The 15,099-nt window shown below is 68.8% G+C and carries 11 protein-coding genes; 7 read left to right on the top strand and 4 right to left on the bottom strand.

Going from position 1 to position 15,099, the window contains the following annotated elements; translation table 11 throughout:
- Nucleotides 1-122 precede the first annotated feature (122 nt).
- Both DI276_RS33800 and DI276_RS33805 read left to right on the top strand, forming a co-directional pair.
- Nucleotides 123-1,532 carry a leucyl aminopeptidase family protein gene (locus tag DI276_RS33800; protein WP_232837093.1) on the top strand — a complete coding sequence of 470 codons (1,410 nt, stop codon included), beginning with the start codon at nt 123-125 and terminating at the stop codon, nt 1,530-1,532.
- Between the two features lie 163 nt (nt 1,533-1,695).
- Nucleotides 1,696-3,210: an amidohydrolase family protein gene (locus DI276_RS33805; protein WP_198681069.1), complete on the top strand. Its 1,515-nt coding sequence runs from the start codon at nt 1,696-1,698 to the stop codon at nt 3,208-3,210.
- Here the strand turns inward: DI276_RS33805 and DI276_RS33810 are convergent.
- Nucleotides 3,192-4,085, bottom strand: a complete 894-nt coding sequence (locus tag DI276_RS33810; RefSeq protein ID WP_232837094.1) for a LysR family transcriptional regulator — start codon at nt 4,083-4,085, stop codon at nt 3,192-3,194. The genes DI276_RS33805 and DI276_RS33810 overlap by 19 nt on opposite strands.
- A 52-nt stretch (nt 4,086-4,137) precedes the next feature.
- Between DI276_RS33810 and DI276_RS33815 the strand changes: the two genes are divergently transcribed.
- Nucleotides 4,138-5,382 (top strand): MFS transporter, encoded by a 1,245-nt coding sequence (locus DI276_RS33815; RefSeq protein WP_112270943.1) that lies wholly within the window; start codon nt 4,138-4,140, stop codon nt 5,380-5,382.
- Nucleotides 5,383-6,714: 1,332 nt separating this feature from the next.
- Here DI276_RS33815 and glgA read toward each other — a convergent pair.
- Nucleotides 6,715-7,866 carry a glycogen synthase gene (gene glgA, locus DI276_RS33830; protein ID WP_112271478.1) on the bottom strand — a complete coding sequence of 384 codons (1,152 nt, stop codon included), beginning with the start codon at nt 7,864-7,866 and terminating at the stop codon, nt 6,715-6,717.
- An 88-nt stretch (nt 7,867-7,954) separates the two neighbouring features.
- Here glgA and glgC point away from each other — a divergent pair, with 88 nt between their 5' ends.
- Nucleotides 7,955-9,169, top strand: coding sequence for a glucose-1-phosphate adenylyltransferase (gene glgC / locus DI276_RS33835; RefSeq protein ID WP_112270950.1), 1,215 nt, complete (start codon nt 7,955-7,957; stop codon nt 9,167-9,169).
- On the opposite strand, the gene DI276_RS33840 is transcribed toward glgC, so the two are convergent.
- Together DI276_RS33840 and DI276_RS33845 are read right to left on the bottom strand one after the other, a co-directional pair.
- Entirely contained in the window at nt 9,170-11,431 is a 2,262-nt protein-coding gene (locus tag DI276_RS33840; RefSeq protein WP_157985096.1) for an SdrD B-like domain-containing protein, read from the bottom strand. It lies immediately after the preceding gene.
- 116 nt (nt 11,432-11,547) lie between these two features.
- Nucleotides 11,548-12,180 (bottom strand): O-methyltransferase, encoded by a 633-nt coding sequence (locus tag DI276_RS33845; RefSeq protein WP_112270954.1) that lies wholly within the window; start codon nt 12,178-12,180, stop codon nt 11,548-11,550.
- Between the two features lie 219 nt (nt 12,181-12,399).
- On the opposite strand from DI276_RS33845, the gene sigE reads away from it, so the two are divergent.
- From sigE to DI276_RS33860, 3 genes are all read left to right on the top strand, one after another.
- Nucleotides 12,400-12,981, top strand: coding sequence for an RNA polymerase sigma factor SigE (sigE, locus tag DI276_RS33850; protein ID WP_112271480.1), 582 nt, complete (start codon nt 12,400-12,402; stop codon nt 12,979-12,981).
- A complete protein-coding gene (locus tag DI276_RS33855) occupies nt 12,978-13,505 on the top strand; it encodes an anti-sigma factor (protein WP_232837095.1) in 528 nt (175 codons plus the stop codon). Before sigE ends, DI276_RS33855 begins: the two co-directional genes overlap by 4 nt.
- Before the next feature lie 65 nt (nt 13,506-13,570).
- A complete protein-coding gene (locus DI276_RS33860) occupies nt 13,571-15,091 on the top strand; it encodes a S1C family serine protease (RefSeq protein WP_112270956.1) in 1,521 nt (506 codons plus the stop codon).
- Nucleotides 15,092-15,099: the final 8 nt, after the last annotated feature.

The raw sequence follows: 15,099 nt of genomic DNA on the forward strand, positions 1-15,099 counted from the left end.
GCGATGCACCCGTCTGAACGTCGAAATACGGGGCGAAAGTCGGCGGCCACAGCACCTGGTGTTGACTGAACGGTCGTTAATGCCATAGGGGAGGGTCAGTCGTGGGGTCGACGGTTCCGTCAGTGCCAACCAAGCTCGTGGACGTCGAGGTGGCCACCACCTCGCGCCGCAACGTTCCGACGGTCGTGCTCGCGGCCACCGGACCGGCGCTCGGACCGGGCGGCGACGGCATCGACGTCTCCGAACTGACCGGCAAGGCGGGTGAGACGGTCCGCCACGGCGAGGCCTGGACGCTCGGTGTGGGCATCGGCACCCACAGCGACTACCGCACGGCCGGCGCGGCACTGGTGCGCGCGCTGAGCGGTGAGGACGCCCCCAAGAGTGCCGACGTGCTGCTGACCCCCGACTTCGACGCCGACAAGGTGCGCGCGTTCGTGCTGGGCGCCGCGCTCGGCGGCTACCGCTTCAAGGTCACCGGTGAGGACGGCCCCAAGCGGGTCGGCTCGCTGCGGCTCATCACGCCGGACACCGGCTTCGAAGAGGTGCTGACCTCGGCCGCGCTCAAGGCCCACGCGCTGGCCACCGCCACCTCGCTGGCGCGTGACCTCGCCAACACGCCGTCCAACGTCAAGGACCCGCGCTGGCTCACGACCACCGCCAGCAAGCTCGCGGACAAGGTCGACGGCCTGACCGCCACGGTGCGCGACGAGAAGTGGCTGCAGCAGCAGGGCTTCGGCGGCGTGCTCGCGGTCGGCGGCGGTTCGGCTCGGCCGCCGCGGTTCCTGGAGCTCAAGTACGGCACCACGGGCCCGCACCTGGTGTTCGTCGGCAAGGGCATCACGTTCGACACCGGCGGCATCTCGATCAAGCCCGCCGACGGCATGCACCTCATGCGCACCGACATGGCCGGCGGTGGCGCGGTGATCTCCGCGCTGCTGGCCGTGGCGCGCCGGCAGCTGCCGATCCGGGTCACCGGCCTCGTGCCGTGCGCGGAGAACCACGTGAGCGGCACGTCGTACCGCCCAGGCGACGTCGTGCGGCACTACGGCGGCGCGACCACCGAGGTGCAGAACACCGACGCCGAGGGCCGCATGGTGCTGGCCGACGCGATGGCGTACGCCGTGCAGAACCTCAAGCCGGACCTGATCGTGGACGTGGCGACGCTGACCGGTGCCATGAAGGTGTCGCTCGGCCTGCGCACGGGTGCGGTGTTCACGTCGTCCGACGAGATCGCCAAGAGCGTGATCGACGCCGGTGCGAACGTCGGCGAGAAGTGGTGGCGGATGCCGTTGCTCGAGGAGCACGTTGACGCCGTCACCAGCGAGATCGCGGACTACAAGCAGTGCCCGCCAGGACCGGGTGGCGTCACGGCGGCGCTGTTCCTGCAGAAGTTCGCAGGTGACGTGCCGTGGGCGCACCTCGACATCGCGGGCCCGGCTCGGTCGGAGAAGGTCTACGACGAGGTCGTCGCGGGCGCCACGGGCTTCGGGGCGCGGACGCTGATCGAGCTTGCCGAAAACTTTTCGCGTTAGTCCCTACGATCGGCCATACGAGACGGCGAAGTTCCACGGCATGATGTGAGCGCCTTCACACCGTCGTAGAGGAGCGCTCGTGTTACTTCGCCTGGCTCTCGCCGCCTCGTTGGTCTTATCGGCGCTGACACCCGCGAGCGCGAGCGCGCCCTGGTGGGAGCCGGTGGCACGACCGGCGCCGGACTCGCAGATCAACGTCACGGGCGAGCCGTTCAAGGGCACGGACGGCGCGGGGAAGGTGCGCGGGTTCGTCGACGCGCACAACCACCTCATGACCAACGAGGGCTTCGGCGGCCGGTTGATCTGCGGCAAGCCGTTCTCGGAGCAGGGCATCGCGGACGCGCTGAAGGACTGTCCCGAGCACCACCCCGCCGGGCTGGGCGCGATCTTCGAGGCGATCGTCACTGGCGACTTCGACGGCCACGACCCGGTGGGCTGGCCGACGTTCAAGCACTGGCCGTCCTACACGACGGTCTCGCACCAGCAGAACTACTACGCCTGGCTGGAACGGGCGTGGCGCGGCGGGCAGCGCGTGCTGGTCCAGGACCTCACCAGCAACGCGACGCTGTGCATCATCCACCCGTTCAAGGACCGGCCGTGCGACGAGATGGCCTCGGTGCGGCTGCAGGCCCAGCGCACGTACGAGCTGCAGGCGTTCATCGACAAGATGTTCGGCGGGCCGGGCAAGGGCTGGTTCCGCATCGTCACGTCGTCCGAGCAGGCCAGGGACGTGATCAAGCAGGGCAAGCTCGCGGTGGTGCTGGGCATCGAGACCTCTGAGCTCTTCGGCTGCCGGACGTTCCTCGACATCCCCTTGTGCGGCAAGGGCGACATCGACCGCGGCCTCGACGAGGTGTACGCGCTCGGCGTGCGCAGCGCGTTCCTGTGCCACAAGTTCGACAACGCGCTGTGCGGCGTCCGGTTCGACTCGGGCACGCAGGGCGGCGTGATCAACGCCGGCCAGTTCCTGCGCACCGGCCAGTGGTGGCAGACCGAGGTGTGCAAGGGACCGCAGCAGGACAACCCGATCGGCACCGTGGGCCCGAACGCGCTGATCCCGGCCTCTGCAGTCGCGCCGGCCTACGACCCGGCGAAGCGGTGCAACGTGCGCGGTCTGACGTCGCTCGGCGAGTACGCGGTGCAGGGCATGATGCGCAGGCACATGATGATCGAGATCGACCACATGAGCGTGAAGGCCGCCGGTCGCACGCTCGAACTGGCCGCGCAGAAGAAGTACCCCGGCATCGTCTCCAGCCACAGCTGGATGGACGCGCAGTGGACCGAGAAGGTCTATCAGCTCGGCGGGTTCGTGGCGGGCTACGAGAACGACCCCGGGACTTATGTCGCGCAGGCGGGGGCGTACGAGTCGTTGCGGCGCAAGTACGACGTGGGCATCGGGTTCGGCTCCGACTACAACGGCGTCGGCTCGCACCCGGCACCGCAGACCGGCGTGACCTACCCGTTCCGCAGCTACCCCGAGGGCCCGCTGGTCGACCGGCAGCGCACCGGCGAGCGGGTCTGGGACATCAACGTCGACGGCGGCGCGCACATCGGTCTGTTGCCGGATTGGGTCGAGAAGGTCCGTCAGCTCGGCGGTGACCAGCTCGTCCAGGACATGCTCGGCGGTGCCGAGTCGTACCTGCGGACGTGGTCAGGAACTCAAGCCTGGACGTCGTGAGTCCTGAGCGCGTGCTCGCGGAACGCACGGACCGCGGGCGGCAACGGGTGGTCCTTCAACCACGCCAGCCCGAAGACGCGACTTGCTCGCGGGGTCAGCGGTAGTTCCCGGAGTCCGGCCGGCGGTGTGGTCTCGGCGTGCGTCAGCAGTGCGACGCCGAGACCCGCCGCCACCAGGCCGCGCACCGTCTCGATCTCCTGGCTCTCGAACGCGATCTTCGGCGAGAATCCGGCCGCCGCGAACATGTCGTCGGTGATCTGCCGCAGGCCGTAGCCGTGCTCCAAGAGGATCAGGTCCTCGTGCTCCAAGTCCTTGAGCCGCACGGCCTTCCTGGTGGCGAGCCGGTGCGTGGAGGGCACCACGACGATCAGCTCCTGCTCGAACAGGACCGTCGACTCGAACTCGGGACCGTCCGGCGGCGGCGCGACCAGGGCGAGGTCGATCTCGCCCTGCCGCAGCTTCTCGACCACGGTGTAGCGGGCGTTCTGGACCAGCCCGAACCGGACGTGCGGGTGCTCGGCGCGGAAGCCGCGGACCAGTTCCGGCACCAGCGACCGGCCGAGCATGTGCAGGAAGCCCAGCACGACCCTGCCCTTCTCCGGGTCGAGCTCCTCCTCCACCTCGCGCAGACCGGGTTCGAGTGCGGCCAGCGAACGCGTTGCGGCGTCGGCGAGGAGACGTCCGGCGCGGGTGAGCCGCACCCTGCGTCCGGTCTTCACGACGATCGGGGCGCCGAGCTGATCGCCGAGCTCCGCGAGCCAGCGGCTGACCGTCGGCTGGGGCAGCCCGACGCGTTCTGCGACGCGAGTCACGTGCTCGTCAGCGGCAAGCGCTTTCAGCACCGCCAGCTTCGGGGCCAGCTCCAATTCATCCATGAATTGATTTTGCCGCATTTCCGTATTGGACGTATGGCTTAGCGTCAAGTGTGTGAACAGGTTGACCGCGTCCATCGCCGCGTCCGGGCTCGCGAGTTTCGCGTTGCTGTACGCACCGCAGCCGGTGCTGCCGCAGATCGCGGCGGAGTACGGGCTCGGGCCTGGTGGCGCGTCGCTGGCGATGTCCGCCGCGACGCTGGCGTTGGCCGTGGTGGTCGTGCCGGTGGCCATGCTGTCCGAACGGATCGGCCGCCGCCCGGTGATCGTGGTCAGCGTGCTGCTGGCGGGCGTGCTCGGCGTGGTGCTGCCGTTCGCGCCGAACTACGAGCTCTTCCTGGTGCTGCGGGTGCTGCAGGGCGTCGCGGCGGCCGGGGTGCCGGCGGCGTCGATGGCCTACCTCGCGGACGAGCTGAGCAGCAAGAAGCTCGGTGCCGCGATGGGCGCCATGATCGCCGGCAACAGCATCGGCGGCATGGTCGGCCGGCTGCTCTCGGGCACGACGGTCGACTGGCTGGGGTGGCGGGGCTCGATCCTGCTCAGCGGGGTCATCGGACTCGTCGCCGCGCTGGTCGTGGTCTTCTTCCTGCCGCGCGCTCAGGCCAGGCCGAAGCAGGCTCCTCGTGGCATGAAGGCCGCGCTGAAAGACCCCGTGCTGCTGTCGTTGTACGTCGTCGCGGTGCTGCTGGTCGGCGCGTTCATCTCGTTCTACAACGTCGCGGGCTTCCAGCTCACCGGCCCGTCGTGGCTCGAGTCGCTGGTGTTCCTGTTCTACGCGTTCGGCAGCACCTCGGCGGCGTTCGCGGGCAGGCTGTCGGACCGGCTGGGCCGCGGGCGGGTGCTGCTGATGGCCATCGGCGTCGTCGCGCTCGGCACGCTGGCGAGCCTGGTGTGGGTGCCGCTCGGCCTGGCGGTCGTCACCGCGGGGTTCTTCGGCGCGCACGCCATCGCGAGCAGCTGGGTGGGCGCGCGGGCGCCGGCCAACGCGCGCGGCCACGCGGCCGGTCTGTACCTGTGCGGGTTCTACGTGGGCAGCAGCATCGGCGGCACGTCCGGCAGCACCGCGTACGGCGAGTGGGGCTGGATCGGCCTGGTGCTGGTGATCATCGGGTGGCTGGTCCTGGCGGCCATGCTGGTTCAGAACTCCAACGCGAGGGTCATCCGCGAGTCGACCGGTGAGATCAGCTGGCGACCGAGCCTGGGCAGCTCGACCGCACCCTCCGCGAGGCCCACGGAGACCGAGCGGGTGTCCGCCGGGATCTCGACCACGACCGCGAACGGCAGCGGGCCGCCGTCGTAGCGGGCTCCGACCTGCTGGGCGGTCGAGCCGTCCGGCAGCGTCACGGTGATCAGGTCCTTGGTCACGTTGCCGCCCGCGGTGTCCGGCAGGTCGCCGGTGGCCTCGATCCGCACCTCCAGCAGCGCCTTGTCCGGCGCGGAGATGGTGGCGAGGTCGTACTGGCTCTCGCCGAGCTTGACCGGGCGCTGCCTGCCGAGCTTCAGGCCGGTGATCTTCATGCCCATCGCGTTGCCGCCGAAGCGGATCTTCTGCGTCGGCTCCTGGAACTGGGCGGGACCGGCGGCGCGCCGCAGCACGTGCGGCGGGTTGTCGGTGCGCTTGCCGGTCGGGATCTCGACCCGCTGCTCCAGCGACTTGGCGCCGAGCGAGCCGAGGGCGAGCACCTCGGTGCCCTCCTGCGGGTCGGGGACCGTGTAGACGACGAACACCGAGCCGTTGGCCGGGAGGCGGTCGGCCGGCAGGAGCTGGCGCTTGCCGGGCACCTCGAGGGCGAGCTCGGACGGCTGCGGGGCGAACCCCTGCCAGTTCGTGCGGTGGAAGCCGCTGTCGATCTCCCAGAGCTTCTCGACCTTCATCCGGACGACGCGCAGCCGTGAACCCGGTTCGGCGCGCAGGGTGCCCTCTGCGGTGTACCAGATGTCCGGGTTCGCCCAGCCGGTCGCCGAGATGGCCAGCAGGTCGTCGCGCAGCTTGATGTCAACGTTGCCAAGACCGAGGTCGGCGTTGGGGCGCTTGCCGTCGTCGGGCAGCACGGCGAGGAAGTCGCGGCCGGCCGTGAGGTCCTGCTGCTTCGACGGGTCGAACTCCTTGCCGTCGGTGCGCACGAGCTTGCCGCCCGGCGTGCTGCGGTGGCCCTTCTCCGGCACCTGCGGCGACTGGACCTCGTAACGGACCTCGTCACCGTCCTTGGCGACTTCCTTCAACGGCACGGGCACCCAGTCGGTGCTCGCGCCGGTGCCGGGGACCTGGACCGGCCCGCACCACAGCCGTTTGTCCACCTCGGACTCCACGCCGGTCTTGGCGAACCAGCAGCTGACCGCCGCCGCTCCCGCCCGTGCCACGTAGCCGTACTCCAGCGTGTACGCGAGTTGCGCCTCGGCCTGTGCCTGCAAGTCAGCGGCGTCGGCGAGCTTCATGCCGTCGACCCTGAGCTGGACGGCTGTGGGCTGTGGCTTGGGGGCTGTGGCGGCGCAACCAGTCACTGCGAGGAGGACCGCCAGACCCAGCACCGCACAACGCACAGTCCTCGCGCCCCTCACCAGTTGAAGTCGAAACGTCACTACTGGTTAAAGGCGGCGTTCACACCTTGGGGTTGCCCTCTGTGAATGTGACTCAAATCACGCTGCGGTATACCTCGACTGTCTGCTCGGCCATCGTCGACCAGGAGAACTCCTGCTCAGCGCGCTTGCGCCCAGCGGCGCCGAAACGCTCGGCCCGTGCGGAATCCGAGATGAGTTCATTTATTGCCTGCGCCAAGCCGTGTCGATATGTCGACAAATCACGCTCGTCGTAGTGCACCAGCAGTCCGGTCTCGCCGTGCACGACCACCTCGGGGATGCCGCCGACGTCGCTCGCGACGACCGCCGTGCCGCACGCCATCGCTTCCAGGTTCACGATGCCGAGCGGCTCGTATACCGACGGGCACACGAAGACCGTCGCGCGGCTGAGGATCTGCCGCACCTCGGCGGGCTGCAGCATCTGCTGGATCCAGAAGACGCCGGTCCGCGCCTTGGCGAGCTCCTGCACCGCCAGCCGGGTCTCCTCCGCGATCTCCGGGGTGTCCGGCGCGCCGGCGCACAGCACGATCTGCGCACTCGGGTCGATCTCGTGCGCGGCGGCGACCAGGTGCCCGACACCTTTCTGCCGGGTGATCCGTCCCACGAACGCCACGATCGGTTTGTCCGGATCGATGCCGCGGGTGGTGAGCGCATCCGTCTCCTGCACGGGGTGGTACGCGGTGGAATCGATCCCATTGCGCACCACGTGCACCTTCGCGGGATCCAGCGCGGGGTAGGCGTCGAGTACGTCGGCGCGCATCCCGTCGCTCACCGCGATGATCGCGTCGGCGTGTTCGTATGCGGTGCGCTCGGCCCACGACGAGATCCGGTACCCGCCGCCGAGCTGCTCCGCCTTCCACGGCCGGCGCGGCTCGAGCGAGTGCGCCGTCACCACGTGCGGGATCCCGTGCAGCAGTTTGGCCAGGTGACCGCCCATGTTGGCGTACCAGGTGTGCGAGTGCACGAGGTTCGCCGTGGACACGGCCTGCGCCATCTCGAGATCGACCGCGAGGGTCGTCAGCGCCGCGTTCGCCTGCTCCAGGCTGTGCGGTGGATTGTGAGCCGTCGCGTCTCCGCGGGGCGCACCGAAGCAGTGCACGTCGACGTCGACGAGCTCCCGAAGATGGGGCACGAGGAATCCCACGTGCACACCAGCGCCGCCGTAGACCTCCGGCGGGTACTCCCGCGTCATGAGCGCAACTCGCACGCACCCACCGTAGATCACAGCGGTACTTGTTGGGACAAAGCCGTTTGCGTCTGGTTGAAGCTCGATCGCACAGATAGGGTCACATACCGTGAAGGGGCAGCCGCACGTTCTCGGAATTGTGCTTGCCGGTGGTGAAGGCAAGCGCCTGTGGCCACTGACGGCCGACCGCGCGAAACCGGCTGTGCCCTTCGGGGGCAACTACCGGCTGGTCGACTTCGTGCTGTCGAACCTGGTCAACGCGGGGCTCGCGAAGCTCTGCGTGCTGACGCAGTACAAGTCGCACTCGCTGGACCGCCACATCTCGACGACGTGGCGCCTGTCCAATGTGCTCGGTCAGTACGTGACCCCGGTGCCGGCCCAGCAACGTCTGGGTCCACGCTGGTACACGGGATCCGCCGACGCGATCTTCCAGTCGCTGAACCTCGTCCACGACGAGAAGCCGGACCACGTGGTGATCTTCGGTGCCGACCACGTGTACCGGATGGACCCTGGTCAGATGATCTCGCAGCACATCGAGTCCGGTGCGGCCGTGACGGTTGCCGGTATCCGAGTGCCGCGCACCGAGGCCAAGGCCTTCGGGTGCATCGACTCGGACGCGTCCGGCAAGATCACGCGCTTCCTGGAGAAGCCGTCCGAGCCGCCGCACGTGCCGGACGATCCGGACGTGACTTTCGCTTCGATGGGCAACTACGTCTTCACCACCGAGGCGTTGCTCGACGCTTTGCGCGGCGACGCGTTGAACCCGGACTCGGACCACGACATGGGTGGCGACATCATCCCCATGCTCGTCGACCGGGGTAAGGCGCACGTTTACGACTTCCAGGACAACGAGGTTCCCGGCGCCACCGACCGCGACCGCGGCTACTGGCGTGACGTGGGAACGATCGACGCCTACTACGACGCGCACATGGACCTGGTTTCGGTCCATCCGATTTTCAACCTGTACAACCAGTTGTGGCCGATCCGCACGGCCACGCCGCCGTTGCCGCCGGCCAAGTTCATCGCCGGTGGGTCCGCAGAGGACTCGATGGTCGGGCCCGGCTCGATCATCTCCGGGAAGATCCACGGCTCGGTGATCTCCTCGGACGTGACGGTCGAGGTCGGCTCCGTGGTGCAGGGTTCGGTGCTGCTGCCCGGCGTCCGGATCGGCAAGGGCGCGGTGGTCCGGCGGGCCATTCTGGACAAGAACGTCGTGGTGCCCGACGGGGCGTTGATCGGCGTGGACGCGCCGATGGACCGTGAGCGCTACACCGTTTCCGCGGGCGGCGTCACGGTCCTCGGCAAGGGCGTCCGGGCTTATTAGTCAGCAGCCCGTCAGCTTGATGTCGTCCTGACCTTCGAACCGCCGGCCGTCGACCGTGCGGCCCATCAGGGTCGCCGTCGTCATGCCACAGGTCAGACCGGTCTTGGCGGTGTCGAACTGACACACCAGGTCGGCCCGGCCGTCGTCGTTGACGTCCTCAGGCGCCCCGCACCGGACGAAGCTCTGCTCCAGGCCGGTGGCACCGAACGTGAGGCTCGTCTGGTCGACTCGCGTAGGGGCGTCGAACTCCGCGGTGGACAGGATCGCCACCGGGACGAGGCCCTCCTTCTTGATGTTGATCGAGCTGGGGAAGCTGCGCGGCTTCACGTCCGGCGGCACCCAGTCGATCGAGCGGACGTCGTTGGCGCGGTTCGTGTCCTCGGGGTGCGGCTCGTTCGCGGCGATCACCGCGGTGGTGGACAGCAGATGCCTGCGGTCCTCCGTGCACGACACCGCCCAGTCCTTGGTGAACGTGGCGGTCGTGCCGGCGTTGAGGACATGTTGTTGTTGCTGGCCGGTGTTCGGGGTGATCGTGCAGTCGGCCGGTGCTGCGAACGTCACCGTGGTCAGGGTCTGCACCGCGTCGGCCGGTCCGGCGTTCGCGACCGTCGTCGTGGTCGTGCAGTCGAACGTCCGGGTCTGGTACTGGCGTTCGGTGCAGGTCAGGCGGATGTCGCTGACCGAGAGGTCGACCCGTTCGAACACCTCGACCCGGTCGGTCGCCGAACCCTCGTTGTTGGTGGCGTCGGGATCGATGACGTGCAGGTGGTCGAGCGTGGCACGCGAGGTTGCCGCGAAGTCGTGGTAGCTGCGGTTGGCGCAGGTCACGTCCCACTTCGACGAGACGGTCACCGGGTCTCTGCCGATCGACACCTCATGGCCCGTGGCGGTGGCGGGGGTCGACGTGCAGTCCGCAGGGCCGGTGAGGCCGAGGCTGACATCGGTGTTCGCCGGGTAGTGGTCACCGCGGTTGATCGCGACGGCCGTGACGGTGCACTCGAAGTGGTCCTGCACGTAGGTGCGGCTCGCGCAGTCGAGCCGGGTGCTGTCGATGCCGACGTCGGATTCGTCGATCACCGCGATGGTGGCACCGGTGATCCTGTGGTTGCTCGACACATCCGGATCAGTCACGCCAGGTGTGACGACCACCAGCGTGTTGGAGAACTCGAAGCGGTGGAAGCTCGGCTGGGAGCAGGCCGTACCCAGCTCGAAGATCACCTCGACGGGTCTGCCGAGCACCAGCTGCCGACTCACCTGCGGGGGCGTCAGGTAGCTGAGGGAGCAGTCCGGTGGAACCGCCGCCGTGATCGCGTCCACCACATCGATGATCGGCGCAGGACCTCGGTTCTCCAGCAATGCGCGAACTCGCAGCGTGTGGGTGGTGTCCGCGGTCATCTCGGCCGGCGGGTCAACGAACTCGAACGCGACCTTCACCGCGTCGGCCTTGGTCTCGACGTTGCCGAAGTCCCGGCCCCGGTACTCGGCGGCGCCGGCACCGATCGGCACGTGTACGCCGTGGCGTTCAGGACCTGAGGTGCGGGTCCAGTCGGCGCGGTTCTCCTCGGTGATCGCGTAGTCGCCGGGCAGGTGCCCGTCCATCCGGAACTCGTAGTAGCCGTTGCCGTCGGTGGTGGTCGTGGTGACCACACCAGTGCCCTGACCTGCGTCGGTGCGGTCGCGGTGGAGCGTCATCGTCCAGCCGGCGAGGCCGGGCTCACCGGCGTCGCGCACGCCGTTGCGGTTGGCGTCGTGGTACTTGTGGCCGCTGATCACCGGCACGGGCTTCGCGGACGTGTCCGCGGAGAAGTTGCCGCAGGCCCGGCCGATGAAGCTGCTGCCGAAGCTGAGCGCGGGAATGGTGACGGGTCGGTTGTGGAAAGGGTTCACAACGGGGTGGAATTCCAACAGGTGTGGTGCGCAAGGCACGTCGACCGTCGAGTTGCCGTCTTTGCATCCCGACCAATTCACGCTGTTGTGGTCGTTGAACTGCCGGTCCTCCAGGCGCGCGTACCAGAGGAAATTGGGGTGGAAGCCCCTCGCCTGGTAGTAGTCCCCGTGCCGGATGATGTCCTCGCGTGACAGCAGCTGGTCGTAGCCCGGATCGAGGACGAACGAGTTTCGGCAGCTCCCGCCGGGTGTGGAGGTGGGCATGCTGAAGCCGTCGACCCAGCAGGTGTGGTTGGCGAGCGCTGTCGGAGTGGTGACTCCGATGATCGGTATGAAGGCAGCCGTCACCGCGGCCAGTACTGTTTTCAGTTTCACCTGAGCCCCTTTCGGGGAATGGACGATCCCCGACCCTGCAGAGGGCACGTCGAATTGCCGCGATGCGCTGTTACCGCATCACTCAGGTGGGCCAACCGAATTGCTTATCGGCGCACTCAGGGTTTGCGTGCGGCGACCAGCAGTCCATCGCCCAGCGGAAGGATGACCGGAACGAGGCGGTCGTCCTCCTTCACCAGCCGTGCGATGTCCCGCATCGCCTGGGTCGACTCGTCCCGCTTGCTGGGATCCACGACGGCGCCGTGCCAGAGCACGTTGTCGAACGCGATGACCCCACCTGGCCGCAGCATGCGGACACCGTGCTGCAGGTACTGCGGGTACTCGGGTTTGTAGGCGTCGACGAACACGAGGTCGTACGCCGCGTCGGTCAGCCGGGGCAGCACGTCCAGCGCCTTGCCCATGATCAGGCGGGTGCGCGAGGGCGAGATGCCGGCGGCCGCGTAGGCCTCGCGGGCGGCGCGTTGATGTTCGGGTGCGACGTCGATCGAGGTCAGGATGCCCGACGCAGGCATGCCCGCCAGGAGGTAGAGGCCGCTCGTGCCCGCTCCGGTGCCGATCTCGACCACCGCGCGGGCCTGGAGTGCCGTCGCGAGGAACCGCAGCGCGGCACCTCCGCCGGCACCGATGGGCACGCAGCCCAGTTCCTGGCCGCGTGCTCGTGCTGCCAGGTGCACGTCGTCCTCGGGGAGGTACTGCTCGACGTACTCCCGCAGGGCCGATTCCGCTGTCACGGGTACGCAGGTTAGTGCCAGGCGTGCCCAAAACGGGTGAACACGGCCCGAACCGAGATTCTCAGGGTGCTCTCAGCCTGCTCTCACGATCGTTTAAAGGGAGCAGGAGAAGGTACGTAAGCAAGAAGCCAGGCTCTAGTCGGGAACAAGCCGGACCCGTCGCCCGTTGAGCCGCATAAGGGTCGCCGGGCGGCCCACCTGGAGGTGCCGAAACACCTGATGCGCACGCAGTCGAGTTCGCCGGAGGCCGTCGCGCCCATCGAGACGGCCGACTGGACGCCGCCCTCGTGGGACTCCATCGTCCGCGAGCACGCGGACCGCGTCTACCGGCTCGCGTACCGCTTGACCGGCAACCAGCACGACGCCGAGGACCTGACCCAGGAGACGTTCATCCGCGTCTTCCGGTCGCTCGCGTCGTACAAGCCGGGCACCTTCGAGGGGTGGCTGCACCGCATCACCACCAACCTCTTCCTCGACATGGCACGCAGGCGTTCGCGCGTGCGCATGGAGGCGCTGCCCGAGGACAACGACCGCCTCGAGGGTGACGACCTGTCCCCCGAGGAGATCTACGACGAGAACCATCTCGACCCCGACCTGCAGGCCGCGCTGGACGAGCTCCCGCCGGAGTTCCGCGCCGCGGTGGTCCTGTGCGACGTGGAAGGACTCTCCTACGAGGAGATCGGTGCCACGCTCGGGGTGAAGATGGGTACCGTGAGGAGCAGGATCCATCGGGGCCGCCAGGCTCTGAAGGTCGCGCTCGAACGTCGTCGCCGGGAATCGTTGCTGGAGGACTCTGCATGACCGACCTCCGTGGTTGGGGCCTGCCTGAGCAGCACCTCTTGCCGGACGCCGTGGTCGCGTTCGTGGACGGGGAACTGTCCTCGGTCGCACACGAGCGTGCCTCCGCGCACATCCAGCGCTGTGGCTTCTGCGCTTTCGAGACCTACACGCAGCAGCAGGCGCGTGCAGCCGTGCGCACCGCATCGGCGCCCACGGCGTCGGCGTCGCTGCTCGACCGGCTCGGAGCCATCCCGCAGGAGGTCGACCTGCCGTCCGCACCGGACGGGCTCGCGATCACCGAGGACGGTCAGTTCGTCGCCGTGCAACGCACCGACAAGCCCGCGTTCGGCTCCGGCCCCGTGCTGGGGTCGTCCAGACCGCTGGGCAGCAACGGCTGGTTCAGCGGCCGCCGCGCGCGTCAGGGCGCCGGGGTCGTGGTGAGCGGCATGCTGCTCGGCGCGCTCGCGTTCACCACGCCGGAGAGCGACGCGCCTGCCCCGCCTTCGCCGCAGAACGCCGGCGCGGTCTTCGCAACGACCCCCTGACAGTCATTTCACCGTTCGTGGGGCACGCTGTAGTTCAGAACTCCTAGCGGAAAATTCGGGGAGAGATGACCCAGCAGTCGCCCAACGGCCAGACGCCCACACCCGTTTCCGGAGTGGACGACGGAGCGCATCGCAGGCTCCGGCCACGGCCCCTGGTGCAGCCGCCGGTCGACCCCGCGTACGCCTCCGCATTCGGCCGCCCGGACGGTGTCGCCGGCGCGTTCGCCACGCGTGACGTGCCCGTTTCCCCCGTCGAGTCGGCGCCGCCGCCTCCGGAGTCGCTCGCCACCGCGTTCGGCCGGCAGGGCTCGGCGGAGCTGCTGCAGCGGCCGCCGCAACCGGTGTCCGACCCGGACCCCGACATCGACCCCGTCTTCTGGGGCGACAAGCCCGCGGGCGACCCGTGGCGCGACCCCGCTTCCGGCGCCGTGATCGGTCCGCCGGCCGTGGGCGAGGACCCGCCAGGTGAACCTGAGCAAAAGCCCGCGCCGGGCCCGCAGCTGAGCATCCCCGAGCTGATCTTCGGTCGCCGCGTCAAGCCGACCGCGCTGACGTTGCTGGTCGTCGTCGCGCTGCTCGTCGGTGCGGCCGGTGGCCTCGTCGGTTGGCTGATCGGCCGCGCGGGCAACCCGCTGACCGACTCGACCGTGACGCTGGCCGAGGTCGCGGAGGGCAAGGAGCGGCCGGCCGGTTCGATCTCGGACATCGCCAAGCGCGTCACGCCCAGCGTCGTGTCCATCGAGTTCAAGGGCGCCAACGTGGCGGGCGTCGGCTCCGGTGTCGTCATCGACGCGGGCGGCTACATCGTCACCAACGACCACGTCGTCGCACCCGCGACCCAGGACTCGTCGGCCAAGCTCAGCGCCGTCTTCACGGACGGCACGCGCGCCGCGGCCCGCGTCGTCGGCCGCGACCCGAAGACCGACCTCGCCGTCATCAAGGTCGAGGTGACCAACCCGACCGTCCTGCAGTTCGGCAACTCCGACGAGCTCCAGGTGGGTGACAGCGTGATCGCCATCGGCTCGCCGCTGCAGCTCTCCAACACCGTCACCGAGGGCATCGTCTCCGCCCTGCACCGCCCCGTGACGGCGGCGGGCGAGAACGGCGGCCCCCAGGTCACCTACGACGCGATCCAGACCGACGCCGCCATCAACCCGGGCAACTCGGGCGGCGCGCTGGTCGACTCGCGCGGCGCCCTGATCGGCATCAACTCCTCGATCCGCACCGAGACCGGCGGTTCGGTCGGCCTCGGCTTCGCGATCTCCGGCAACCAGGCCCGCAAGATCAGCCAGGAGCTGATCCGCAGCGGTCAGGTCAAGCACGCGGACATGAACGTCAACGTCAAGTCCGTGTCCGCCGAGACCTCGGAAGGCGCCCAGGTGCAGAACGTGCCCGCCGGAGGTGCCGCGGCCGCAGCCGGCATCCAGGAGGGCGACGTGATCACCAAGGTGGGCAACCGCATGGTCCGCAACGCCGCGGAGCTCGTCGTGGCCGTCCGCGAGCACGAGATCGGACAAACGGTCCAGGTCACGCTCGCCCGGCAGGGCCGTGAGCTGAAACTCGACGTAACCCTCAAGAGCGACTGACAAGTAGG

Origin of the sequence: Lentzea terrae, from assembly GCF_003265345.1 — a bacterium.
GTDB classification, from domain to species: domain Bacteria; phylum Actinomycetota; class Actinomycetes; order Mycobacteriales; family Pseudonocardiaceae; genus Lentzea; species Lentzea terrae.

Bases quoted from the DNA above. Each gene is read 5' to 3' on its own strand.
- sigE (WP_112271480.1), top strand. From the start codon at position 12,400: ATGCGCACGCAGTCGAGTTCGCCGGAGGCCGTCGCGCCCATCGAGACG.
- DI276_RS33810 (WP_232837094.1), bottom strand. From the start codon at position 4,085: ATGGATGAATTGGAGCTGGCCCCGAAGCTGGCGGTGCTGAAAGCGCTT.
- DI276_RS33855 (WP_232837095.1), top strand. From the start codon at position 12,978: ATGACCGACCTCCGTGGTTGGGGCCTGCCTGAGCAGCACCTCTTGCCG.
- DI276_RS33860 (WP_112270956.1), top strand. From the start codon at position 13,571: ATGACCCAGCAGTCGCCCAACGGCCAGACGCCCACACCCGTTTCCGGA.